The 22,835-nt window shown below is 71.2% G+C and carries 21 protein-coding genes; 11 read left to right on the top strand and 10 right to left on the bottom strand.

What is annotated here, in order from left to right; genetic code table 11:
* The first annotated feature begins 146 nt into the window (after positions 1-146).
* Positions 147-1,352, top strand: a complete 1,206-nt coding sequence (locus ACWEKM_RS10080; RefSeq protein ID WP_451620681.1) for an MFS transporter — start codon at positions 147-149, stop codon at positions 1,350-1,352.
* Between the two features lie 135 nt (positions 1,353-1,487).
* Here ACWEKM_RS10080 and ACWEKM_RS10075 read toward each other — a convergent pair whose 3' ends face one another.
* A complete protein-coding gene (locus tag ACWEKM_RS10075; protein WP_451620680.1) occupies positions 1,488-2,207 on the bottom strand; it encodes an SDR family oxidoreductase in 720 nt (239 codons plus the stop codon).
* Positions 2,208-2,581: 374 nt separating this feature from the next.
* Here ACWEKM_RS10075 and ACWEKM_RS10070 point away from each other — a divergent pair, with 374 nt between their 5' ends.
* From ACWEKM_RS10070 to ACWEKM_RS10040, 7 genes are all read left to right on the top strand, one after another.
* Positions 2,582-3,109, top strand: a complete 528-nt coding sequence (locus ACWEKM_RS10070; RefSeq protein WP_451620679.1) for a Chromate resistance protein ChrB — start codon at positions 2,582-2,584, stop codon at positions 3,107-3,109.
* Between the two features lie 38 nt (positions 3,110-3,147).
* The gene (locus ACWEKM_RS10065; RefSeq protein WP_451620715.1) at positions 3,148-4,305 is read left to right on the top strand and encodes an MFS transporter; all 1,158 of its coding nucleotides are present in this window, start codon (positions 3,148-3,150) and stop codon (positions 4,303-4,305) included.
* A 243-nt stretch (positions 4,306-4,548) separates the two neighbouring features.
* Positions 4,549-5,880: a sensor histidine kinase gene (locus tag ACWEKM_RS10060; protein WP_451620678.1), complete on the top strand. Its 1,332-nt coding sequence runs from the start codon at positions 4,549-4,551 to the stop codon at positions 5,878-5,880.
* Complete coding sequence (locus tag ACWEKM_RS10055; protein ID WP_451620677.1) at positions 5,877-6,554, top strand: response regulator; 678 nt, start codon at positions 5,877-5,879, stop codon at positions 6,552-6,554. Before ACWEKM_RS10060 ends, ACWEKM_RS10055 begins: the two co-directional genes overlap by 4 nt.
* 295 nt (positions 6,555-6,849) lie before the next feature.
* Positions 6,850-7,155: a hypothetical protein gene (locus ACWEKM_RS10050; protein ID WP_451620676.1), complete on the top strand. Its 306-nt coding sequence runs from the start codon at positions 6,850-6,852 to the stop codon at positions 7,153-7,155.
* A gap of 142 nt (positions 7,156-7,297) precedes the next feature.
* Complete coding sequence (locus tag ACWEKM_RS10045) at positions 7,298-8,491, top strand: PP2C family protein-serine/threonine phosphatase (RefSeq protein ID WP_451620675.1); 1,194 nt, start codon at positions 7,298-7,300, stop codon at positions 8,489-8,491.
* Positions 8,492-9,016: 525 nt separating this feature from the next.
* On the top strand, positions 9,017-9,514 hold the full coding sequence (locus ACWEKM_RS10040; protein ID WP_451620674.1) for a hypothetical protein: 498 nt from the start codon (positions 9,017-9,019) through the stop codon (positions 9,512-9,514).
* Between the two features lie 62 nt (positions 9,515-9,576).
* Here ACWEKM_RS10040 and ACWEKM_RS10035 read toward each other — a convergent pair whose 3' ends face one another.
* Complete coding sequence (locus tag ACWEKM_RS10035; protein WP_451620673.1) at positions 9,577-10,539, bottom strand: NAD(P)-dependent alcohol dehydrogenase; 963 nt, start codon at positions 10,537-10,539, stop codon at positions 9,577-9,579.
* Between the two features lie 58 nt (positions 10,540-10,597).
* Here ACWEKM_RS10035 and ACWEKM_RS10030 point away from each other — a divergent pair, with 58 nt between their 5' ends.
* Complete coding sequence (locus ACWEKM_RS10030) at positions 10,598-11,293, top strand: TetR/AcrR family transcriptional regulator (RefSeq protein ID WP_451620672.1); 696 nt, start codon at positions 10,598-10,600, stop codon at positions 11,291-11,293.
* A gap of 50 nt (positions 11,294-11,343) precedes the next feature.
* On the opposite strand, the gene ACWEKM_RS10025 is transcribed toward ACWEKM_RS10030, so the two are convergent.
* The 6 genes from ACWEKM_RS10025 to ACWEKM_RS10000 form a co-directional block, all read right to left on the bottom strand.
* Positions 11,344-12,213: an STM4011 family radical SAM protein gene (locus ACWEKM_RS10025; RefSeq protein WP_451620671.1), complete on the bottom strand. Its 870-nt coding sequence runs from the start codon at positions 12,211-12,213 to the stop codon at positions 11,344-11,346.
* Positions 12,214-12,223: 10 nt separating this feature from the next.
* Positions 12,224-13,582, bottom strand: coding sequence for an STM4012 family radical SAM protein (locus tag ACWEKM_RS10020; protein WP_451620670.1), 1,359 nt, complete (start codon positions 13,580-13,582; stop codon positions 12,224-12,226).
* Positions 13,579-14,385 carry an STM4013/SEN3800 family hydrolase gene (locus tag ACWEKM_RS10015; RefSeq protein ID WP_451620714.1) on the bottom strand — a complete coding sequence of 269 codons (807 nt, stop codon included), beginning with the start codon at positions 14,383-14,385 and terminating at the stop codon, positions 13,579-13,581. Before ACWEKM_RS10015 ends, ACWEKM_RS10020 begins: the two co-directional genes overlap by 4 nt.
* A gap of 1 nt (position 14,386) precedes the next feature.
* Positions 14,387-15,493 carry an STM4014 family protein gene (locus tag ACWEKM_RS10010; protein WP_451620669.1) on the bottom strand — a complete coding sequence of 369 codons (1,107 nt, stop codon included), beginning with the start codon at positions 15,491-15,493 and terminating at the stop codon, positions 14,387-14,389.
* A 112-nt stretch (positions 15,494-15,605) separates the two neighbouring features.
* Positions 15,606-16,565 carry an STM4015 family protein gene (locus tag ACWEKM_RS10005; protein WP_451620668.1) on the bottom strand — a complete coding sequence of 320 codons (960 nt, stop codon included), beginning with the start codon at positions 16,563-16,565 and terminating at the stop codon, positions 15,606-15,608.
* Between the two features lie 7 nt (positions 16,566-16,572).
* The gene (locus ACWEKM_RS10000) at positions 16,573-17,526 is read right to left on the bottom strand and encodes an STM4015 family protein (protein ID WP_451620667.1); all 954 of its coding nucleotides are present in this window, start codon (positions 17,524-17,526) and stop codon (positions 16,573-16,575) included.
* 177 nt (positions 17,527-17,703) lie between these two features.
* Between ACWEKM_RS10000 and ACWEKM_RS09995 the strand changes: the two genes are divergently transcribed.
* Positions 17,704-18,030: a hypothetical protein gene (locus tag ACWEKM_RS09995; protein ID WP_451620666.1), complete on the top strand. Its 327-nt coding sequence runs from the start codon at positions 17,704-17,706 to the stop codon at positions 18,028-18,030.
* A 32-nt stretch (positions 18,031-18,062) separates the two neighbouring features.
* Positions 18,063-19,094 (top strand): DUF6745 domain-containing protein, encoded by a 1,032-nt coding sequence (locus tag ACWEKM_RS09990; protein WP_451620665.1) that lies wholly within the window; start codon positions 18,063-18,065, stop codon positions 19,092-19,094.
* A 75-nt stretch (positions 19,095-19,169) separates the two neighbouring features.
* On the opposite strand, the gene ACWEKM_RS09985 is transcribed toward ACWEKM_RS09990, so the two are convergent.
* Positions 19,170-22,169, bottom strand: coding sequence for a SpoIIE family protein phosphatase (locus ACWEKM_RS09985; protein WP_451620664.1), 3,000 nt, complete (start codon positions 22,167-22,169; stop codon positions 19,170-19,172).
* 275 nt (positions 22,170-22,444) lie between these two features.
* Positions 22,445-22,828, bottom strand: coding sequence for a peptidoglycan-binding domain-containing protein (locus ACWEKM_RS09980; protein WP_451620713.1), 384 nt, complete (start codon positions 22,826-22,828; stop codon positions 22,445-22,447).
* Positions 22,829-22,835: the final 7 nt, after the last annotated feature.

Here is a 22,835-nt window from a genome sequence, read left to right as displayed (position 1 = left end):
GAAGAGTTGTGCCTTCCCGGGCGGTCGGTTGTTTGATCGGACGACCTGGTCCCCGCTTGGATGCCGATGGTCAGCGGGTGGTGTTCGGGTCGGAGAGAGGTGCGTGTGGGTATGCCGGGCGGGCGCTGGGGCGGCGGTTCCGGTGGTTGTGGGCGGCGTATGCGGTCAGCTCGTACGGCTCGGGGCTCGGGTTCGGCGCGTTTCCCCTGATCGCGGTTCTCGTGCTGCACTCCGGGCCGACCCAGGTGGCGGCGCTGTCTGCCGCGGGCCGGGCGGTGGGCGCCATGGTCGCGGTGCCGCTGGGGCCGTGGGTGGAGTTCCACCGCAAACGACCCGTCATGATAGCGATGGACCTGACCCGGTGCGCGGCGTTGATGAGCGTCCCGGCCGCGTTCGCGCTCGGCCGGCTCAGCTTCGCCCAACTCCTTGTCGTCTCCGTCGTCGTGGCCGCGGCCAATATCGCCTTCAACGCGGCCAGCGGTGCGTTTCTGAAGGCGCTGCTGCCGCCGGAGGACCTGCTCGTCGCCAACGGCCGGTTCGAGTCCACGACATGGAGCGCCACCATGGTCGGACCACCGCTCGGCGGCGCCGCGATCGGGCTGTTCGGCCCGGTGACGACCATGCTGGCCGACGGGGTCAGCCATCTGCTGTCGGCGCTGGGCATCCGCGCGATCGGCGGGAAGGAACCCTGCCCCGTGCGCACCGGTGCACCGCGGCTGCGGGCAGGCGATCTGCTCGAAGGCTGGCGCCACATCCTCACCCACCCCGGGCTGCGCCCGCTGTTCTTCAACACGATGACGGTCAACGGGCTGATCATGGCGTCGGAGCCGCTGCTCGCCGTACTTCTGCTGGGCCGGCTCGGGTTCGCTCCCTGGCAGTACGGTCTCGCGTTCGCGGTTCCTTGCGTCGGCGGCCTCATCGGCTCCCGGCTGGCACGCCGCCTCGTGGCACGGTTCGGGCAGCGCAAGGTGCTGCTCACGGCCGGGGTGCTGCGTGCGTGCTGGTCCGTCGGGTTGGCGTTCGTCCGGCCCGGTGTTCCCGGGCTCGTACTCATCATCGTCATCGAATTCGGGTTGGTGACCTGCTGTGGTCTGTTCAACCCGGTGCTGTCCACCTACCGGCTCGACCACACACCGGCGGACCGGGTCGCCCGCACGCTGTCCGCGTGGTCGGTCAGCACCAGCGCTGCCATCGCGGCCCTGACCGCCCTATGGGGGCTGCTGGCCGCCCTCAGCAGCCCGCGCATCGCGATCGCAGCCGCCGGAGTCCTCCTCCTGGCCACCCCGCTGCTGCTCCCATGCCGCGAGAACGCCCCCCAGAACACCGGGGAACCGGCCGCGAGCCTCCCCTGACGCACCGCCACCCGGCAGTGTTCGCTGCCGTCGGCCCGGATTCCTTCGGCTGCACCCCGGTCCGGGCGCTGCCGCCACGGCACGAGACCGGACGACTGACCGCGGCAGGAATCCGGCCGACGGCGACCACGCCGATCAGGTGAGCTGTACGCCGCCGTCGACGTCGACCACTGATCCGGTGGCATAGCCGTTGGTCATCAGGAACACCGCCGCCGAGGCGATGTCCTCGGGCAGGCCGACGCGTGCGACGGGCACGCTCGCCACGTACTGGTCCATCAAGCGCCGCCGCACATCCTCCGGCACATCCACGAAGGCGGGAGTCTCGACCAGACCGGGGGCGATGACATTGACCCGTATCGGTGCCAGGTCGACGGCGTTGGCCTTGCCGAACGCCTCCAGGGCGGCGTTGATCGCGGCCATCGTCGGGCGCCCGGGGCCGTGCTTGCGGCTTGCGATACCCCCGATCAGGACGATCGAGCCGTCCTTCGCGATACGGTCGGCCGCGGCCCGCACGCCCTCGTAGGCGCCCCAGAACTTGGTGTCCATGAACGCCCGTGCGGCGCCGGAGTCGAGTTCCCGCACGGTGCCGAGGGCCGTGGTACCCGCTGATATCACCAGGTGATCGAAGGCCCCGACACGTTCGAGCAGCGACTCGATCGAGGCCGCCGAGGTGATGTCGGCCTGCTCGGTCGCGATGTCGGCGGGCACGGTGCCCGCGGTACGCCCAGGGTTGCGGCTGGCCGCGGTGACCCGGGCCCCGGCGGCCAGGGCGCGCTCGGCGATGGCGAGGCCGATGCCGGAGGTGCCGCCGATGACGACCACGTGCTTGCCTGCCAAGGGGCTGAGGATGCTCATGGGCGATGTCCTGTTCTCGGGTGGGCGGTCATTCGGGCGGACGGTAGTTCCCCGCGCCTGCGGATCGGTTTAGCCCCGTCACGCCAGGCGGGCATGGTCGGGCCGTTCGGGCGGCGTCGGTCGGAATCGGGGAGTGTGGCGCGAAGAGCCTTTGTGACCGCGCCCCGCGGCATCCGGGCCTTCCTGGGGAAGGCCCGCGCCCTGCGGGTTCCATCGGACGCCATGCGTCGGGTCGGGGCGGGGCCATCCGGCAGCCTTGGTACCGACCTGGGTGGTGCTCACCACTCGAACCGCGCCGCACCTTGCCGGATGTAACACCTGCTACATTTCCCGGTGTGGTCGATGGTGATTCCGCTGGTCGCTGGCTTGTCCTCGTGCTGAGAGTCCCTGCCGAGCCGTCCCGACACCGGGTGGCGGTGTGGCGGGAGCTGCGCAAGATCGGTGCGCTGTCGGTGGGCCAGGGCGTATGGGCCGTGCCTGACGTGCCGGTCTTCGCCGACGGTGTCGCCCGGGCCATCGAACTGACCGAACAGGCCGACGGCCAGGCGCTGGCCCTGACCGCGGCCGGGCGCAGTCCCGAGGATGCCGCCCGCTTCCAGGCGCTGTTCACCGCCGCACGCTCCGCGGACTGGACGGAGTTCCTCGCCGACTGCGGCAAGTTCGAGGCCGAACTCGCCAAGGAGATCCGCATCGCCAAGTTCACCCTGGCGGAGCTGGAGGAAGAGGAGCAGTCACTGGAGCGGCTACGGCGCTGGCACCGCGACCTGACGGCGCGGGACGTGTTCGGCGCGCCGGAAGCCGCCGAGGCCGGTGAACGTCTGAGGCAGTGCACCGTCGCGTGCGAGGACTACGCGGAACGCGTCATCGCCGCGCTGCACGGGATGCCGGGAGAAGCCGGATGACCCGGGCGGCGGCGGTGCGGACGGCCCCGGCCCGTCAGATGTGGCCGCTGTATGCGGCGGGCTTCACGACTGCCTTCGGCGCGCACGGCATCGCCGCCAACCTCGGCGGATTCTCCGAGGACGCGGTCACCTCCCTGCTCGTGCTGGGCGGCCTGCTCGCCCTGTACGACGGCGCCGAGGTGCTGCTCAAGCCGGTGTTCGGCACCCTGGCCGACCGGATCGGCGCCCGACCGGTACTGCTGGGCGGTCTGATCGCCTTCGCGGCCGCGTCCGCGCTCTACGCCCTCGCGGACAGCCCGGGCTGGCTGTGGGCGGCCCGTCTGGGCCAGGGCGCTGCGGCTTCCGCGTTCTCCCCGTCGGCCTCCGCGCTGGTGGCGCGGCTCAACCCGGCGGCCAAACACGGTCGCGCGTACGGCAGTTACGGCTTCTACAAGTCGATCGGCTACACCCTCGGCCCGCTACTGGGCGGGGTGTTGGTCTGGGCCGGCGGCCTGCGGCTGCTGTTCGCGGTCCTGGCGGTGCTGGGCGCGGCCGTCGCGGTCTGGGCCGCGGTGGGCGTCCCTGTTGTTCAGCCGCTTCCCAAGGCCCGGCAGACGTTGCTGGATCTGGGCCGCCGCCTTGCCGATCCGGCCTTCCTCGCCCCGACCGCCGCGCTGGCCGCGGCCACCGCGGCGCTGTCGGTCGGCGTAGGCTTCCTGCCGGTGTCGGGCCGGGCCGCCCACCTCGGCACGGTCGCCACCGGGGCAGCGGTGTCCGTGCTCGCCGCGTGTGCCGCGGTGGTCCAGCCGAGGGCCGGACGCGCACTGGACGAGGGGCGCCTCACCACCCGTACCGGAATCGCGGTCGGACTGCTGATCACCGCGGCCGGGTCGGCGTGTGCCATGCTGCCGGGCCTGGCCGGTCTGCTGTCGGCCGCGGCGCTGATCGGCATGGGTACCGGCCTCATCACCCCGCTGGGCTTCGCCGCGCTTGCGGCGGGCACCCCCGCCGAGCGGCTGGGGCAGACCATGGGCGCCGCCGAACTCGGCCGCGAACTCGGCGATGCCGGAGGTCCCCTGCTCGTGGCCGGCATCGCCACCCTTGCCACCCTGACCTACGGCTATGCGGTCCTGGCGGCCCTGCTCGCCGTCGGACCGGTGATCGCCCTCCTTGGCCGGGGCGCACGGGCAACGGACGTGCCGGACTCCACGACGTGACTCGGGTTGACGTGAGGTGAAGTGCTCCGTCGCAGGCTGCGGGGCTGCGGGGCTGCGGGGCTGTGGGGCTGTGGGGCTGTGGGGCTGTGATGCGTGGTCCGTGGTTCGTGGTTCGTGGTCTGCCCGCCGGGCAGGTGGCACCCCGCAGGGTCGCGGTGGCGATGCGGTACCCAGGTATGACCTCGCATACAGGTCCCAGGTAGGACGCCGGTGGCCGGGCCATGCTTCTAGGCTGATCGGGCCATGAACGCCTCACCGCCGCGCACGGAGCCGCCCGAGGCGCGTCGCCGTGGCGTCCTCGCCCACTGGCTGCGCGCCGTCGTGCACGACCTCACCCGCCCCTCGCACCCCCCGACCGCACTGCTCTCCCACGCCCACCGCCCTTTCGTGCGCAGGACGCCTTACCTGGTGGCGATGGTACTCACCGTCATTCTGCTGCCGGTCACGGTGCAGGTGTTGTCCCAGGACTACGGCGTCGACGGAGCGGTCGCCGGTGCCCTGGCCATCGGGCAGACAGCGCCGTTGCTGTTGGCCGTGAGCCGCCCCCTGCGGGCGTGGCAGATCGTCTTCACGGCCGATGCCGTCGGCGCGTTGACGCTCCTCACGGTCCCTTTCCCCGCGATGGCGGAGCGTTCCTGGCCGTGGACACCCATGAGCGTGGTCGGCTACCTGCCGCTGATGGTCGCGCTCGGCCTGCGTGAGCGCCGCCGGACCCTGGTCGCCGTCTGGCTGCTCACCGGCGTCACCGGACTGGTCTTCGAGCTGGTGTCGCAGCAGCGCAGCGACGGCATTCATATCCTCTTGTTCGTGCTCAGCGGAGTGGCGCTGGCGTTCGGCGGAGTGCTGCGGGAGCGGCAGGAGACACGGCGGCGGCTCGCCGAGCAGGAGACCATCAGCGAGGCCGAGCGCGCCCGTCGCACGCTGCTGGAGGAACGCGCCCGGATCGCGCGCGAGTTGCACGACGTGGTCGCCCATCACATGTCGGTGATCACGGTCCAGGCGGACAGCGCCCCCTACCGGATCCAGGGGCTCCCGGCAGCGGCGGAGGGGGAGTTCGGGAGCATCGCGGCGACCGCCCGTTCCTCGTTGTCCGAGATGCGGCGCCTGTTGGGAGTGCTGCGCAACGAAAGCACGGACGGTGGCGATCTCGTCCCGCAGCCCGGGTTCGACGACATCCCGAAGCTCGTGGAAGCGACCGAACGAGCGGGGGTGCCGCTGGAGATGCGCGTCACCCGGGCCGGATACGCATTCCCGAGAGCCGTGGAGCTGTCCGTCTACCGCATCGTGCAGGAGGCCCTCGCAAACGTCGTACGGCACGCGCCAGGGGCTGCCACCCGCGTCCACGTCGGTCCGGACGGCTCAGGCGAATTGACGGTCTCTGTGGTGAACGACGTATCGCCGCTGCACTCGGCGCCCCTGGAGACCACGGGCACCGGGCACGGACTCGTCGGTCTGCGCGAGCGGGTGCGGCTGCTCGGCGGCACGCTCCAAGTCGGCCCGACGACAGGCGGCTTCGAGGTCCGTGCACGGTTCCCTCTGGACGAACTCACAGACAAGGATTTTCCCGGCGTATGACGATCCGCGTGCTCATCGTAAACGACCAGGCCATGGTGCGGGCGGGCTTCGCCGCCCTGCTCGCCGCGCAGCACGACATCGACGTGGTCGGGGAGGCGGGCGACGGCAGGCAGGGCGTCGAGATCGGCCGCCGCGTACAGCCGGATGTGGTGCTGATGGACGTACGGATGCCCGAGATGGACGGCTTGGCGGCCGCCCGGCAGCTGCTCGGGCCTGGCGCGCAGGACACGCACCGGCCCAAGGTGCTGATGCTCACCACCTTCGACGTGGACGACTATGTGTACGAGGCGCTGCGGGCGGGCGCGAGCGGTTTTCTGCTCAAGGACGCGCCGCCCGCGGATCTGATCTCCGCGGTACGTATCGTGGCGGCGGGCGATGCCCTGCTCGCGCCGTCCGTCACACGCCGGCTCATCGCGGACTTCGCGTTGCAGCGCCCCTCACCGCGCAAGGCGCCGCATCAGCGCCTGGGGCACCTCACGCCGCGCGAGACCGAGGTGCTTGAGTTGGTGGCACGGGGGCTTTCCAACGCGGAGATCGCGCGGGAGCTGGTGCTTGCCGAGCAGACCGTGAAGACCCATGTCGGACGGTTGCTCACCAAACTGTCCCTCCGTGACCGGGCACAGGCCGTGGTGTTCGCCTACGAGTCGGGCCTCGTCACACCCGGTGACCGGTAGGCACGCGGTTCTGCGCGAACCGACGCCCCGGCCCGGGGTCGCACGGCCACCGTCGCCTCCGTCCTGGACGCCATCGCGCCCGTCGCTCCACTCGGCTCCGGTTGCGACAGCGCCGATGAGTCGCTGAACTGTCTCAATGACGCCGACGCCATCACCGACAACGTCAGATGAACGCACTCAGGCGATCGCGGCCGACGAACTCAAAGACGTCTGCACGCCGTAACCCGGCCGGGCCGCCCCCCGTACCCACGGACAGCCTCCGGCACCGACTGGGGACCAGCACGAAGGAAGCGCCATGACCAGCAGCATCGCCCGCCGGACCTCCCTCGCACTCGCATCCGCGGCCGTCGCGGTGACGGCATTCCTCGCCACCGCAGGCTCCGCCTCGGCGGCGACGGCTACGCCGGGCAACGACTCTCCGGCCGTCTCCACCGCCGACCGCACCCCCGGGCCGCAGCACTGGGAAGAGATCTGCAAGCAGGTGAATCGGCTCGGGGGAGTCACGGTCGTCCCCCGTGCCGATCAACAGGGGCACGCGGGTGACACCGCCCGCATTCGCTGGATCTCGGACCAGATCGCATGGCTGTGCGCACACGTATGACCCCGGTAGATGTCCGGTGTGCCCGTCCGATGTGTCGGCATCGTCGCTCACGGTGAGCGGTGGCGGCGCCGTGCCGCCGCTTCAGGCCGTCCGGTCCGGGGCCATCAGTAGATTTCCCCGGTGGATCGTGCACATTGGAGTTATGGACGTCGCGCAGTACCTCGTCCGTGTGTGGCAGCGGCATTCCAGCCATGCGCTGGTGGCGATCCCCGTTGCCCTGATCGTGGTGATCACGTTTGCCGAAGTCCAGTCTCCGTACGGTGTCAGTCTCGGCCCGCTGCTCGTCGCGGCCCCTGCCATCACCACGTCGTTCGCCGGCCCCCGGCTGACCGGACTGATCGGAGCGCTGGCACTGGGCGCCCAGACCTTCCTGGCCGCACGGAGCGGCGGGGTGGCCACCTCGAACCACATCGCCCAGCTCACCGGACTCGCGGCCCTGTCGGTCTTCGCGGTCCTGGTGTGCTGGGTGCGTGAGCGTCACAAGGAGGAACTGGCCCAGGTGCGGTCGGTGTCCGAGGCCGCGCAACGGGCCCTGCTGCGTCCGCTGCCCGAGCGCCTGGGTCCGTTGCACATCGCCTCCTCATACCTGGCCGCGGAGAAGGAAGCCCACATCGGAGGCGACCTGTACGCGGTGGCCCGCACCGACGCACGAACCCGCGTGATCATCGGCGATGTCAGGGGGAAAGGACTCTCCGCCGTCGGGGAGGCGGCCATGCTACTGGGCGCGTTCCAGGAGGCCGCCCACCAGCACGCCACGCTGAACGTCCTGGCCGGCGCCCTGGACCGCAGCGTCCGCCGCTATCTCACGCAGGTCCCCGCAGCCGACGAGGAGGCCCAGGAGCACTTCATCACAGCGCTGCTGCTGGAGATCCCCGACCACAGCCCCGTCGCCCGCATGACCGTGTGCGGGCACCCCACGCCCCTGCTGATCAGACACGGCACGGTGATGACTGTGGCAAGCCCGCAGACCGCACCGCCCCTGGGCACCTGGGAGCTGGGGCCGGACGCCCGCGCCGTGCACGCCTTCTCGTTCCTGGCCGGAGACACCCTCCTCCTCTACACCGACGGCGTCGTGGAGGCCCGCGACACAAGCCGCACCTTCTACCCGCTGGAAGAGCGGGTCGCCCACTGCGCGAAGAGCAGCCCCACCGCACTCGTCCACCACGTCCAGCAGGACCTCCTCGCCCACGCGCACGGCACTCTCGACGACGACGCCGCCATCCTCGCCATCCAACGCGCACACGCCGCACCACTCAGCGGGCTCCACTTCGGCCATCTCATCCACGGCGCCAGCCGTCACGGACGAGCCCACGAAAGACACGAACAGGCCGTCTAGTACCCCGGCAGGCAACGTTTGCCCGTTGAGGAGCGGCGTCGTGGGGGTCCCCCTGCTCAAGCGGAGCCGAGAGCATGGGGGAGCGTGCCGGGCGTCGTGACGGGGCGAACGTTGCCTGTTGGGGCACTAGCTCAAGGGCCGGGCAGCCCGGGTTTCCCGGCTGAGTTCCGAGTGGTGCAGGCAGGGCAGAGGACTTGCGCATGCCGGCCGTACCGGTGGGTGAGCCCTTGGCAGCGCGGGCAGTAGCCGATCTCATCCGGTGAGCAGCCGAGCAGAATCGCGGCGGCAACCCGGTCCGTCGAGGGATCGATGCGCTCGGGCACCTCGTCCATGTGTCCGAATCTACGTCCGGTACCGCGCCCCGGCAGGACAAGGAGGCCGCGCCGCTCACGCCAGGTCGCTGCCCGAACCGGTCCCCGACCCTGGCCAGACGGGTCCCTCGGGCCGGCGGACTGCTCCCAGCGCCCGTGCTTCGGGTGGTGTCTGATCTACTGCCTGGACGAACCGGAGGCTGGGAGCAAAACGATGGGTGTTCTGACCGACTACTTCCGCGCGGCGGATGCCGCATCGGTGGTGCGGGCGCTGGAGCAGACGGACGGCGGGTCCCCACTCGTCGGCCCGGAACGTCCTGTCTTCGACGGAGTCGAAGCCAAGCGCGTGGACCCGGCCGTCATCCTGGCTCAGTTGATCGCTGCCATCCAGCAGATTCCCTGGCGCGTGGATCTGGTGGAGGAGACGACCGTCTGGCCGGCCTCCCCGGCCCCCGGCCCGGACGACCTTGAGGACGAGGACAACCCGTGGGTAACGGGGCCCTGGGTATCAGAACTCCATCCTCTGGCACGGGACATTCTGGCGGCAGTGCGCGACTCCGAAGTGCCCGCCATCGTTGCCAGGTGGGTGCAGGCAGAGGAACTGCACGGAACGCCCGCCGAAGAGATCCAGCCGCTGGCCGAAGAGCTCATCCTGCTCGCCAGGCGGGCTCGCGAAGCCGGCGAACAGCTCTACTGCTGGATGTCTCTGTGAGGCTGCCCGAGCCGGATGTCCGCGTCACCCCGGCCGAGCGGACTGTGTCCGCTGACGCTCCGTCACAGGACCTGGATGACGTGCTTCCCGCGTACGCCGCCCGCCTCCAGAGCGCGGTGTGCGTCCGCGATCCCGGACAGTGGATGAACGGAGTCCACGACGGGGCGCACGGCACCGCTCTCCACGTACCGGGTCAGATCGTCGAGCAGGTCGCTGCGCGGGTCGCCGCTGAAGAACCGTACCCGGCGTGATCCATGGACGGTGGATGCGAGCAGGTAGGAGACGAAGGGGAGGGCCTTCCTGGGGTCGAAGGAGATGGCCACCATCCGCCCGCCCGGCCTCAGCAGCCGCCGGTAGGCGGGGAGTTGTGTGCCGACCGTGTCGAGAACGACATCGAAGTCGCCCATGCCGGTGGGGTGGGTGGTGGTGTAGCTGAGGGCCTCGTCGGCGCCCAGCTCACGGATGAAGGCCAGGTTCGCGGGACCGGCGAGCCCGGTCACCTGAGCGCCGAGCGCCTTGCCGAGCTGGACGGCGACGTTGCCGACGCCGCCGCCGGCACCGCGTACCAGGAGACGTTCCCCCGGCTTCAACCGCGCTTTGCCGACCAGCGCGGTGAGCGCGGTCGTCCCCGTGACCGGGAGGGCGGCGGCCTGCACCAGGGATACGCCCTCGGGAGCGCGGGAGAGCTGCCGCGGCCGGACGGCCACGTACTCGGCCGCGCTGCCGAACCGGAAGCGCGGCAGGAGTCCCCACACCCGGTCGCCCTCCTGCAGCCCGGTCACGGGGGCATCCGCAGCCGAGGCGATCTCCCCGGCGAAGTCGATCCCGACTCGCTGGGGAAAACGACGGCCGGTCAGCAGACGGGCGTGTCCTGCCCTGCCGTGCAGGTCGCCCCCGTTGACGCCCGCGGCGTGGATCCGGACCAGGACCTCGTCCCGCCCCGGGGAGGGCACCGGGACCTTGCCCTCGTACAGAACCTCCGGAGGGCCGTAACGGTCGTAGAGAGCAGCGCGCATGTCGTTCATGAGGCCAGGCTAAGCACGTAACCGGATGACACCTTCCACTTACGCTAAAGTGAGAAACATGCCGGTTCAGCCCTCTCAGAAGGCATCCGTCGAGGTGTCGGGAAAGGCGCCGGACGATCCCTCCCGCGAACTGCGCTCCGACGCCCGGCGCAACCGCGACCGCATCCTCGCGGCCGCACGCGAGGCATTCGCCGCCCGCGGCATCGACGTACCCGTCACCACCATCGCCCGCCGGGCCGGTGTCGGGGTCGCCACCCTCTACCGGCGCTTTCCCACCCGTGCCTCGCTCGTCACCCAAGCCTTCGCCGAAGAGATCGCCGTCTGTGCCACGGTGCTCGACGAAGCCCTGGAGGACCCCGACCCCTGGCACGGGTTCTGCACGGTGATCCAGAAGGTCTCCGCGATGCAGGCGCGGGACCGCGGTTTCACGGCCGCGTTCCTGTCCCAGTTCCCCGACAACCCCGACTACGCCCGCGAACTGACCCGAACCGCACGGAACTTGGCCCGGCTGATCCAGCGGGCCAAAGACGCCGGCCGGCTCCGTGACGACTTCGACATCACCGACATCCCGCTCCTGCTGCGGGCCGTCGGCGGCCTTACCGACTGCTCCCCGGAGGTCTCCGCCCCCGCTGCGCGCCGTTTGGTCGCCTACCTTCTCCACTCCTTCCGCGCCGACACCGCCGACCACGCCGGGCCGCCGCTGCCGCCACCGGCGCCCCTGGGACTGGAGCAGATCTACCAACCGCCCGGGTGAGCAGTGGTCGTGAGGGAGCGGGAGCGGCCGGCATCACTAGTGCCGGGGCACTAGCCGAGTTCGCTGGTCCCTTGGCGGGACTGGGCGGGAATCCGCTCCAGGACCCCGCCCGCGAAGACGTCGTACAGGGGCAGTGTCTCCAGGTGGACATATCCGATGTGGCAGTCGCAGACGGCCAGCGGGCACACGCGGGGACGCAGTGCCCGCCGATAGGAACCGTCGTACAGGTTGCCCAGCTCCGACCGGACGAAGTGGCAGCGGCGCACCGTGCCCTCGCCGTCCACCGAAATCACGGACTCTCCGGTACGGCAGGGCAGGCCCGCGCTGCGGTGCGGGTGGCGGCTGTACGGGAAGAACGGGTCGAGGGCGGTCCACCGGTCGGCCTCGGCGTCGGTGTACGCGTGCCCCTCGGCGGCGTTGACCCACAGGTACACATGGGCGGGGAGGTCGGCACGCAGGCGGCGCGCGTGCTCCAGATGCTCGGGAAGGCCGACGACACCGACGCTGTGGCGGACACCGCGCCCGGCCAGGTCATGACACTTGGCCAGGAAACGGTCGTACGGCGTCTGCCCGGGGTGGAAGGTGCACCACAGGGCGAGGGTGTCCGGGTCGGCGGTGTCCAGCCAGTCCGTACGGCAGCTGAGGTTGGTCTGTATCGCCACTCGGCGGATGTGCGGCAGCCGGCTCAGTTCCGCGAGCGTACGCCGGTACCAGGACCGCACCAGGCCCTCGCCCCACGGCGTGAACAACAGGGAGAGCCGGTCGTCCCGCTGTGCGGCCGCCCAGGTGGCGAACCGCTCCAGCGCGGCGCGGTCCGCGGACAGTTGGGCGCGAGTGTCCCGGCGCTTGGCGAAGGGGCAGTACGGGCAGTCGTAGTCGCACGACGCCAGCGGGCCACGGTAGAGGATGGTCAGGTCCATGCGGACTCCGTCACTTCGGGTCGTAGGCGGCCATGCGCTCTCGCACGGCGACGGAGAACAACTCGGGACCCACCGCGTCGGAATGGGCCAGGCCCTCCGGGGAGAGCCGCAGCACCTGTGGGCCGGCGGAGTCGTCCAGCCAGCCCCGGTCGCGGAACCGGTCCAGCTCGGCGGCGAAGTCGTCGCCGGGCGCGCCGCCGAAGCGGGCCCGGTACTCCGCGACGCGCATGCCCTCGGCCTGTAGCAGGGACTGCAGCAGATGACGGCGCCGGGCCTCCTCCGCGGTCATCTCCCAGCCGTGGTCGGCCTGTCGGAAGTCATCGGCGGAGCGGGCGCAGTAGTCGTCGATGATCCCGCGTATGCGATGCATGTCCACCGCGTAGTCGAAGGAGTAGTGCAGCGTGGAGGTGTACGAGCGGGCGCCGCAGCCGAGGCCGACCATGCCGTCGGTCTGGCACGCGTAGTCCTCTTCGCCCGTGGCGGGGGCGCCGGTACGGCGGAACATACGCATCGACACCTGCTCGTAGCCCCGCGCGAGCAGGTGGTCGCGGCCGTGCCGGTACAGCCGCAGCCGCTGTTCGTCCCACTCGGCGTCGCCCTGCGCCCGGCCGGGATGTCGGCCGAGACCGGTGAGCGGGCGCACGTAGAGAGGGTAGAGATACAGCTCCTCCGGCTGCCAGGCGAGGGCGGCGTCGAGGGAACGACGCCAGGACTTCTCGGTCTGGCCGTCGATGCCGTAGATCAGATCGATGTTGAGGACGGGAATGCCGGCGTCGCGAATCCGGGCGAGGGCCGCTTCCACGTCCGCCCGGCGCTGCGGACGGACGGCCGTCCGCGCCTCGGCGTCGACGAAGCTCTGCACGCCCAGGCTCAGCCGCGTGGCGCCGCGCGCGGCCAGCACGGCCAACCGGTCGGCGGTCGCCGTGGCGGGCGACGCCTCCACCGACAGCGGGACGGCGGTCAGATCGGCGCCCAGGCCGCGCTCGGCGAGGTCGCACAGCCGTTCCAGCTCCGCGGCCTCCAGGAAGGTCGGAGTGCCGCCGCCGAAGGCCGCGTTGGCGAACCGCGCTGCGTCGCCCAGCGCCTCACGCACCGCGGTCGCCTGCCGCTCCAGCGCGTCCAGGTAGGCGGTGGCCAGGCCGTCCGGCGCCCCGATCCGGGTGAACAGATTGCAGAAGCCGCAGCGCACTTCGCAGAAGGGGATGTGGAAATACAGCGACAGGGCGTCCTTCGGCTCGTCCGCCCACATGTCACGCAGGGACGCGCGCTCCGGGGACAGCGGGCGGTACGCGGTCTTGTGCGGATAGGCGTAGACGTACTGCTGGTACGGGCGGACGGCGGGGGTGGCCGCCGCTTCGATGATGGTCATCGGGCCTCGTCGACGAAGAAGTGGGCATAGGGAACGGTCCAGACGACGTCATGGCCGATGCGGTGGCCGCGGTAGCCGTCCTCGCCGTACGCGGTGCCGTGATCGGAACAGACGATGGCGAAGCAGGGGCCGCGGCTCGCGGCGGCTGCCAGGAGCCGCCCGATGTGCCGGTCCACATACTCGAGCGCCGATGCGTGGGTGGCCCGGGTGTCGCCCGACTCGCGGGTGGCCCCGGCATGGTGGAACCAGTTGGGCTGGTGCAGGGCCGACACGTTCACGAAGAGGAACAGGCGCTGCTCACGGGGAAGTCCGGCGACGACCTTCGAGGCGCAGGCCACCTGCGCCTCGAACGAGGTGGGGGAGGCCACCCCGAACTCCGGCTCCCAGTGGCTCTCCTGGAACATCCCCGGGAGGACGGAGCCCAGCGGCCCGTGCTTGTTGAAGAAGCCCACGCCGCCGATGCAGACCGTGTGGTAGCCCACGGCGGCCAGACCCGAGATCAGATCGGGCGTGTCATGGACGAAGGTGCCGCTCGCGGTGGTCTCACTGCCCGCGAAGCGGGCGGCGAAGAGCCGCGGATGCGGACCCGGCGCGGCCGGTGTCGGCAGGAAACCCGCGAACATCGCCTGGTGCGAGGCGTAGGTGAAGCTGCCGGGAGCGTGCCGGCGCTCCCAGACGCCGCCGGGCAGATGCCGGGCCAGGTTGGGGATGCGTCCGGCCGCCGCCAACTCCTGTGCCACGTCGTAGCGCAGGGTGTCGAACGTGACCAGCAGCAGATCGTGGCTGCCCACGACCTCGTTCATGTCAAGCGGTGGTGTCATGGTGGTGCTCCTCGTGTTCCGCTCGCCGAACGGCCGCCGATGTCGCGGCGACCTGCGCGGCGTAGGTGTCCAGGCCCTCGGCGCCGCTGCCGGGCAGTCCGGTCAGGCGGGGCAGCAGATCCCCGAAGGCGTTCACCTCGCCGACGGTGAAACGGCGCCACCCGGTGGACGGCAGCACGTCGACCCCGACGCACAGCGTGCCCGGGAAACACGCTGCCGCCCGCTCGGCCACCTCCAGCACGTCGGCGAAGTCGCCTCCCGCGGCCCGGATCGCCACGCGTGCCGTGTCCAGGTCGCCGCGGGCGCCACCGAGATGCAGATTCGTCATGGGGTGCCGACTGGTCCGCACCACGGCATGCGTGGCCCGCCCCGCGACCACGACCACCCGCAGATCGGCGGCCCGGCCGCCCTGTGATGCCTTGGGCAGCCACCGCTCGACGTGGATCCCGTCCGGGACCAGGGCATCGACGAGGGCGGCGACCTCGGTCTCCGAGGTGTAGTGGCGCACGCGCAGGGAGTTGTACAGGCGGCCGTCGCAAGTGGTCTCCACGGACGTCGTCGCCCTGACCCGGCCGGGTCCCGCCACCGACAGTGCCACGACACCGGAGGCCGACGAGCCATGTGCCGGCTTCACGAACGCCCGTGAGATCCGGGCGGCCTTCAACTGCTCCCTGAGCCCGTCCCAGCCGCCGATCGGGCCGGTCAGGGCCGGGGGGACCGGTACGCCCGCGGCGGCGAGCCGGGCATGGCAGCGCCGCTTGTCGAACATGACCGCGACATCCTCCGGGTCGGCGGACGTCACCGCACCCGCGCGGTGCGCCGCGCCCGTCACCTCCCGGACCACAGCGGTGAAACGGCGGTGCCACAGAGCCGTTCCCTCGACCCGGGCGGGATCGTCGGTGCCCCGCAGCAGCCGGTCGACCTCGGCGTTCTCACCGGGGGAGTCGATCCGTACGAACTCGCCCGGCGTGAAGCTGTGACGTCCGCTCAGCACGTCCCGCCAGGCGAGCACGCGGGGCGGGGCGTGGCCGGCCGAGCCGACGGCGGCGGCGAACAGCGTCGTCCGCCGGTTCTCGGGATTGCCGACCACGGCGAACCGAAGGCCGCTACCGGGCGTCGGTCCGCGGCGGTCCGCACCGGGCGCCAGCCCGCGACGACCCGCACCGGGCGCCGGTCCGCGGCGGTCCGTATCGGGCGTCGGGCTACTCGGAGACAGCGACATAGCGCCACTCCTCGCCCTGCCAGCGGTGTGGAGTCTGACGGTCCGACAGGTCCACCTCGGTGCCGGCGGAGCCGAAGGCCGCATGGATCCGGTCGGCCATGGACTCGCTCAGGAAGTGATGGTGCAGGTCCAGCCGTTCGAGATGGGTCAGCGGCTGACCGTGGAGCAGGGCCTCGGCACCGGCGTCGGTGAGGGTACCCATGGACAGGCTCAGCGATTTCAGCTGTGCGACGACCGGCGCCGAGGCGACCGCCGCCGCGATCTCGTCCTGCAACTCGCTGTCCTTAAGCCCGAGATGACGCAGTGCCGGGAAGCGCCCCCGGGCCAGGACCGGCGCGAGGTCGGCCACCGTCGCGTCACCGCCGAAGTGGGACACGCCGAGCCACAGCTCCAGCCGCTCCAGAGCGGGCAGTTCGCACGCCCCGACCGCCCGTGCCACCTGCCCGGGCAGGCCACCCGACTCGAACCGCAGCACGCGCAGCGCGTCGTGGCGCACCGGACGCAGCGACAGGGGCTCCTCGCCCAGCCCGTGCGAGCTGCCGCCGCGCACGCCCAGCTCTTCCAACAGCGGGAAGCTCTCCAGGACGGGGGTGACATCGGTGAGCCGCAGCCAGGAGATCTCGCACTCCTCGCCGGTGACGTCGGCGAGGAACAGGGCGCGCAGCGCGGGGAAGCGCTCCGCGTCGGCCAGGATCAGCTCCAGCGCCGGACGCAGTTCGCTGTACTCGTCGTGCCACCAGGGCCCGATGACCAAGGCCCGTACGTCTGTGCTCGGCACCCGGTCCACAAAGCCCTGCCACAGTTCGGCGAACGGCGTCTCCCAGGAGCAGTCCAGCCGCCAGGCCACGTCGCCCGCGGCCGCAGGCGCTTCCTCCTGCGGCTCGGTGAAAGTGACGACGGGCAGCCCGTGAAAGGTCTCGAAGTGACTGGCGAAGGTCATGACGTTCTCACTCCGCGACGGCGGTGAAGCGGTGGACGACGCCGTCGTTCTCCCAGCTGTCGCCGGGCTCGGACAAGTCGACCTCGACGCCTGACGGCTCCAGCGCGGTCCGTATCCGCTGGGCCACCGGTTCGGTGACGAAGTTGTGGTGGAGATCGAGCCGGGTCAGGTGGGTGAGCGGCTGGCCGTCGAGCAGCGCCGTCACGCCCTCGTCGGTGAGCACTCCGAGGGACAGGTCGAGTGAGGCCAGTTGGGCGACGACCGGGGCTCCGGCGACGGCGGCGGCGATCTCGTCCTGGATCTCGCTGTTGCGCAGGCCGAGGTGGCGCAGCGCCGGGAAGCGTCCCCCGGCCAGGACCGGCGTGAGGTCGGCCACCGTCGCGTCGCCGCCGTACCCCTCCACGCCGAGCCACACGTCGAGGTGCTCCAGCGCGGGGAGTTCGCTGGCGGCGACACCGCGCACGACCTCGCCGGGCAGGCCACCGGCCTGGAAACGCAGCGTACGCAGGTGCTGGTGCTCGATGGCCGGGAAACGCAGTCCGGTGCCGCCGCGGACCCCGAACTCCTCCAGCAGCGGATAGGCGTTGAGAACCGGCGTGACATCGGACTGCTCGATCCAGGAGATCTCCGCCTCCTCCATTTCGAGATCGCCGATGAACACGGCCCGGAGAGCGGCCAGCCGGTCACGCGCGTCCACCAGAAGCCGCACGATGCAACCGGAGTCGTCGTCGTACACCTCACCCCACGGGCCCACGACGATCGCGCGGACACCGGCGGGATCCACGGCTTCGAGGAAGCGGTCCCACTGCTCACCGAACCCCTCCGAGGAGTCCCCGTAGGGATCGACGGCCAGCCGCCAGGCCACGGTGCCCGCCTGTGGCAACTCCTGCCGCTCCCCGGGGGCGGGGAAGTCGAAGGCCGGGAGACCGTTCAGTTCCTTCAGATGCTCGACATGGGACATGGGCGCTGGCCTCCTGGGACCTGGACATGAAGAAGTGATCGCGAAGAGTTGTACCAAGCCGCACTGACATCGTCGGCAACGGGCCGGGCTGTGGGCGGTCCGAGGGGCATTGTCAGACCCCCGGCGTAGCGTCGTGGTCATCGGTCGGCGAGGCGCCGACGGGGAAGGGAGACACATATGTATCGGCAGGGGGACGTCCTGATCGTGCCCGTCGCGGAGGCCGCCGTGCCGCCGGGCACCGACGGGCTGCCGCAGCAGCCGCGGGACGCGCGGGGGAGACTCGTGCTGGCGCTCGGCGAGGTCACCGGACACGCCCACGCGGTGGTCGGGCCCGGGACGCTGGTCCGCGAGGCCGGTTTGTTCGGAGCCTCCTACCTCCATCTCCCGGACGGCGGACGGGTGGTGCACGAGGAACACGCGGCGATACCGCTGCCCAAGGGCTGGTACCGAGTGGTGCGACAGCGTGAGTACGTGCCCGGCGCGGTCCGCGTCGTGGCGGACTGAGACGGCGGGAGAACGGAGCGGTGACGACACCTATGGATACCGTGCAGGCGGACACGACGGGGAAGTGGCGTGCGGTGGCGGCGGCGACCGGCCCCGCGGACCGCGCGGCTGCTGAGGAGGGTGTGCGCCTCGCCTACCGGCTGGGGGGCCTGCCCGAGCCGGAGCGCATCGTGTGGGTGGGCTCGCCCCACGAGGGCGTGGCAGCGGCCGCACGGCTCACGGCGGAGGGGACGGCCGGCCGCAGCGTCCGGGACGCGGTGCGCACCCGGCCGTGGGCCCTCGTCCGAAGTTGCGTCCTCGACCGGCTCGGGCCGGCCGGCTGGGCCGAGCACTGGGCCCTGACGGGCGCTCAGCTGTGGGACGGCACGGTCATGCTGACCGAGCGGATACGGACCGGCGTGGTCGAGGCATCGGCCGGTGCGGCGGGGGGTGAGCAGGCCGTCCGGCTCCTGCTGCTCGACGCGGTCCTGGGCCAGCACGACGCGGCCTGGCTGGCGGCCTTCGACGGCCAGGACGGCGGCGAGACGCTTGAGGGGATCGCCGCCGTCGCCGGCGCCGCGGGCTGGTGGTGGCCCTACGAGAAGACCGCGATCATCTCGGAACGCCCCGTGGAACTGCACCGGGACGAGGCGGGCAGGCTCGACCGCGGGGACGGACCGGCGCTCGCCTTCCCCGACGGATTCGCCCTGCACGCCTGGCGCGGTATGCCGGTCCCCGCCGAATTCCTCGGACAACTCGCCGGCCTGACCCCGCAGCGGATACGCGACGAGGAGAACGCCGAACTGCGCCGCGTGATGCTTGAGCATTACGGCTACGACCGCTACCTGGAGGAGTCCGGCGCCGAACCCCTCCAACGGGACGAGACGGGTGTGCTCTGGCGCATCGAACTGGAGGGGGATGAGCCGCTGGTGATGGTCGAAGTGGTCAACTCCACCCCGGAGCCGGACGGCATCCACCGCACGTACTGGCTGCGGGTGCCACCGCGCACCCGGACCGCACGGGAGGGCGTCGCCTGGACCTTCGGACTCGAAGCGGCCGAGTACGCACCGCAGAGGGAGACATGAGCAGACTCGGGCGGCCTCCGCGAGCCTGTGCAGGCGATCGGTCGGTTGTGAGCGCGGGGGCGGGGCCCGTCCGCGCTACCCGTCGTGGTTGTCGTGGGACAGCGCGTCCAGGTCTCCCATGAAGTCCTCGGCGTTCAGGAACAGCAGGTCCTGTGTGCCGGGCGGCCGGCCCGGGCGGTCGTTCGGGCCGAGCAGAGTCTGTTCGGTCCAGATGCACTTGCCTCTCGGCGTGTACCGCGCACCCCAGCGCTGGGACAGCTCTGTGACCAGTTGCAGCCCGCGGCCTCCCTCGTCGGTCTCCGTCGTGTGACGGATACGGGGCATCGTCAGGCTGCCGTCGAAGACCTCGCACACCAGCCCGGTGTCATGGAGCAGACGCAGCCGGACCGGGCCCTTCGCGTGCCGTACGACGTTGCCGACCAGCTCGCTGGCCAGGAGTTCCGTGGTGGGTGTCAGCTCGTCCAGGCCCCAGGTGGAGAGCTGTGCGCGGACATGGCGGCGGGCCTGACCGGCCGCCTTCGGGTCCTCGGGCAGCGGCCAGGAGGCCATTCTGTCGTCGGCAAGGGCGTGGAGGCGGGCGACGAGGATCGCCGCGTCGTCGGCCGCCGCGTGCTGGCCGGAGAGCAGTCCGGCGATCAGGGATTCGCACAGCGCCTCCAGGTTCGCGTCGACGCCCTCCTCGTGAGCCGTGCGCAGAATCCGGGCCAGGTCCGACATCCCCTGATCGGCCTCCCGGTTCGCGGATTCGATCAGACCGTCGGTGTAGAGCACGAGCAGGCTTCCGTCGGGCACGGTCAGCTCGACCGTCTGGAAAGGGGGCTTCGCCGCGCCGAGCGGCGGATCGGGGGCCGGCTCCGGGAAGTGCACGGTGCCGTCGGGGTACACCAGGGCCGGGGGAGGGTGCCCGGCACGGGCGACGGAGCAGACCTGGGTGGTGGAGTCGTAGAGCGCGTACAGGCAGGTGACGTACGAGTCCTCGCTCATGCCGCCGACGATGTCGTTGAGGTGACCCATGATTTCGTCGGGGGGCAGTTCGAGGTCGGCCAGGGTGTGGACGGCGGTCCGCAGGCGGCCCATGGTGGCCGCCTCGGGCAGGCCGTGGCCCATGACGTCGCCGACGACCAGGGCGACCCGGCCGCTGGAGAGCGGGATGACGTCGTACCAGTCGCCGCCCACGTCCATCCCCTGCCGGGCGGGGAGGTAGCACGCGGCGGCCGTGCACGCGCGCAGTTCGGGCAGGTCCCGGGGAAGCAGACTGCGCTGGAGCGCGCGGGACCGGGTGTGCTCGGCATCGTAGAGCCGGGCCCGTTCCAGGGCCTGTGCGACGAGGGCCCTGATCGTGGTCAGGAGCGTGCGTTCCTCCTCGGTGAAGTGGCGCGGCCGGTCGAAGGCCACGACGCACACGCCGAATGTGCGGCCGGACGCCGTCAGCGGGAGGAACGCCCGTGCCTGCAGCCCCGCGCGGGCGCTCAGCCGGGCCCGCCGCGGGGCACGCGCGGCGAACTCGTCCGCCGACGACAGGAACAAAGGGCTGCCGGACGTGATCGTTTCCCAGGCAGGCTCGCCCGGTGCCCGGAGCCGGCCGTCGAGGTCGGCGAGATAGTCGTCCGGGTAACCCACCGCTCCGACGTTGTGCAGCCGGTCGCCCTCGATGACCTGCACCAGGAGCCCGGTCGCGGCGAACAGCGGCAGCACCCGCCAGGCGACCGCGTCCACCACATCCCTGGAGGTCGTCGCCTTGGCGAGGGCCGCGGTCAGCTCCGTGATCTGGGCCGCCCGCTCGGACGCGGCACGGGCGGTAGCCTCGCGTTCTTCCTGCATACGCCGTTTCTCGGTGACGTCCGTCAGATAGATGGCCCGGCCGACGGGTCCCGGGACCAGCCGCAGCTGGTAGCGGCGCCCCGTGTCCTGTATCCGGACATCAAAGCTGGCGGGTGTCTCCTCGGCGGCGGCTCTCCGGCAGCGGCGCTCCAGGTCCGGGATCTGCTGCATGGCCGGCACGTCCCAGAGCGCACGCCCGGACAGTTGCTCCTGGGAGCGACCCAGCGTGCGTTCCGCTTCCAGGTTGACGAAGGTGATGCGCCACGCGGCGTCCACGGTCAGAAAGCCGTCGCTCATGTGGAGCAGTGCGCCGCTGAGCGCGTCACGGGCGGAAGGTGACTCGTTGTTCTCCCACCGCACGCCGATCATGCGCAGGGGTATACCCCGGTCGTCGTAGATCGTCTTGCCGCGGGCCCGCGTCCAGCCGTACGTGCCGTCCACGCGCCGTACCCGGTACGTGGCATCGTAGATCGAGTGCTCGCGGATCGCCCGCTGCGTCTCCGTCAGCGTCGCTGCCAGATCGTCGGGGTGGAGGGTCCGCATCCAGTCCTGGATCTTGCAGTCGTATTCGCCCGGTTTGTTGCCGTAGAACTCCATGACCGCCGCGTCCCAGAGCAGATCGTCGGTCTGGAGGTTCCAGTCCCACCATCCGATCCTGAGATCCGGCACGCTCCCCTGTTGCCGCTCGTCGTCGGACTCCGCCGGTTCGGGTGTCGTCGATCTCGGCGCCTGGACCATGCGCTCCTCGGTCCAGGCGACGACCGCTCGGAGGAAGTCCCACTCGTGCGGGGCGGGCTCGCCCCGGTCGCCCGTCAGTACGGTGAGGGTGCCCATGATGCGGCCCCCGGCGGACACCGGCAGGGCGGCGACGCCCGTGCCCGTGCCGGGCCATGGGGCTGCTGTTGCTTCTCCTGCTTGGGCGGCGGCTGACCCCGCGGGGTCGGTCCGACCGCCCTGTCCGTCCGTGGCGGCCGGGGCAGTGGGAGGCAGCGGCATCCATACGGCGCTGCCCTGGCGCAGGGCGCGCGCGGGGGCCGCCTGACTCTCCTGGTCGATGATCTCCCAGGAGTGGGGCATGTCCGGAGGCAGGCCGACGGTCGTCACCACGCACAGCGCGGATGTGGGTCCACAGAGGTGGACCATGCCACCCAGAGCGCAGAGTTCACCCGCGGCGTGCTGCAGCGCCAGCCGGACGACGTCGTTCTCCGGGAGACCGGGAGGCACCGCGCTGAGCAAAGTCAGCCGCGCATTCATAATAAAAATTCTATCATTACAGCATAAAGCTAGGATATACAATAGGTTGTATTCAGGTTGTATTCGCGACTCCGGGGTGACCCTATTCCGCTCGCGGGCCGCCTGCGAGAATCCGATGGCTCCATTCGAACACGCCGTGACAGCCTCCGCGCACTGACGACGCCGACCGCCTTGATCCACGGGCGTGACCTGCGCCAGGACGGCCGCGCCTCCGGCAGCGCCTGCTCGGGCGCGTCCGGGCCGCCGTCCCGGACGCGCCGAAGATCAGCCGAAGATCAAGCGACCAGGGCCTGCCAGGTGGCGGGTCCGACGACGCCGTCCGCGGCGAGGCCGTGCGCGGACTGGAACGAGCGCACCGCGGAGTCGGTCGCGGGTCCGAACGCGCCGTCCGCCGTCAACGCGGAACCATGCGCGTTGAGTTGGCCCTGCACCGCCTGGACCGCGGGTCCCGACGATCCCTGTCGTACGGTGACGATGAGGGCCTGCCAGGTGGCGGGTCCGACGACGCCGTCCGCGGCGAGGCCGTGCGCGGACTGGAACGAGCGCACCGCGGACTCCGTCCCGGATCCGAACGCGCCGTCCACCGTCACACCGGAACCGTCCGTTTTGAGCAGGTACTGCACGGTCTTGACCCGCTCACCGCTGGATCCCTGTCGCACGGTGGGC

Source organism: Streptomyces sp. NPDC004752 (genome assembly GCF_053601275.1).
Note: the sequence above shows the minus strand (reverse complement) of the source record. Positions and strands in the feature narration are given on the sequence as shown.

Excerpts from the sequence above, each read along its gene's own strand:
- ACWEKM_RS10075 (WP_451620680.1), bottom strand. The coding sequence starts at position 2,207 with ATGAGCATCCTCAGCCCCTTGGCAGGCAAGCACGTGGTCGTCATCGGC.
- ACWEKM_RS10065 (WP_451620715.1), top strand. The coding sequence starts at position 3,148 with ATGTGGCCGCTGTATGCGGCGGGCTTCACGACTGCCTTCGGCGCGCAC.
- ACWEKM_RS10060 (WP_451620678.1), top strand. The coding sequence starts at position 4,549 with ATGAACGCCTCACCGCCGCGCACGGAGCCGCCCGAGGCGCGTCGCCGT.
- ACWEKM_RS10055 (WP_451620677.1), top strand. The coding sequence starts at position 5,877 with ATGACGATCCGCGTGCTCATCGTAAACGACCAGGCCATGGTGCGGGCG.
- ACWEKM_RS10050 (WP_451620676.1), top strand. The coding sequence starts at position 6,850 with ATGACCAGCAGCATCGCCCGCCGGACCTCCCTCGCACTCGCATCCGCG.
- ACWEKM_RS10045 (WP_451620675.1), top strand. The coding sequence starts at position 7,298 with ATGGACGTCGCGCAGTACCTCGTCCGTGTGTGGCAGCGGCATTCCAGC.
- ACWEKM_RS10040 (WP_451620674.1), top strand. The coding sequence starts at position 9,017 with ATGGGTGTTCTGACCGACTACTTCCGCGCGGCGGATGCCGCATCGGTG.
- ACWEKM_RS10035 (WP_451620673.1), bottom strand. The coding sequence starts at position 10,539 with ATGAACGACATGCGCGCTGCTCTCTACGACCGTTACGGCCCTCCGGAG.
- ACWEKM_RS10030 (WP_451620672.1), top strand. The coding sequence starts at position 10,598 with ATGCCGGTTCAGCCCTCTCAGAAGGCATCCGTCGAGGTGTCGGGAAAG.
- ACWEKM_RS10025 (WP_451620671.1), bottom strand. The coding sequence starts at position 12,213 with ATGGACCTGACCATCCTCTACCGTGGCCCGCTGGCGTCGTGCGACTAC.
- ACWEKM_RS10020 (WP_451620670.1), bottom strand. The coding sequence starts at position 13,582 with ATGACCATCATCGAAGCGGCGGCCACCCCCGCCGTCCGCCCGTACCAG.
- ACWEKM_RS10015 (WP_451620714.1), bottom strand. The coding sequence starts at position 14,385 with ATGAACGAGGTCGTGGGCAGCCACGATCTGCTGCTGGTCACGTTCGAC.
- ACWEKM_RS10005 (WP_451620668.1), bottom strand. The coding sequence starts at position 16,565 with ATGACCTTCGCCAGTCACTTCGAGACCTTTCACGGGCTGCCCGTCGTC.
- ACWEKM_RS10000 (WP_451620667.1), bottom strand. The coding sequence starts at position 17,526 with ATGTCCCATGTCGAGCATCTGAAGGAACTGAACGGTCTCCCGGCCTTC.
- ACWEKM_RS09995 (WP_451620666.1), top strand. The coding sequence starts at position 17,704 with ATGTATCGGCAGGGGGACGTCCTGATCGTGCCCGTCGCGGAGGCCGCC.
- ACWEKM_RS09990 (WP_451620665.1), top strand. The coding sequence starts at position 18,063 with ATGGATACCGTGCAGGCGGACACGACGGGGAAGTGGCGTGCGGTGGCG.
- ACWEKM_RS09985 (WP_451620664.1), bottom strand. The coding sequence starts at position 22,169 with ATGAATGCGCGGCTGACTTTGCTCAGCGCGGTGCCTCCCGGTCTCCCG.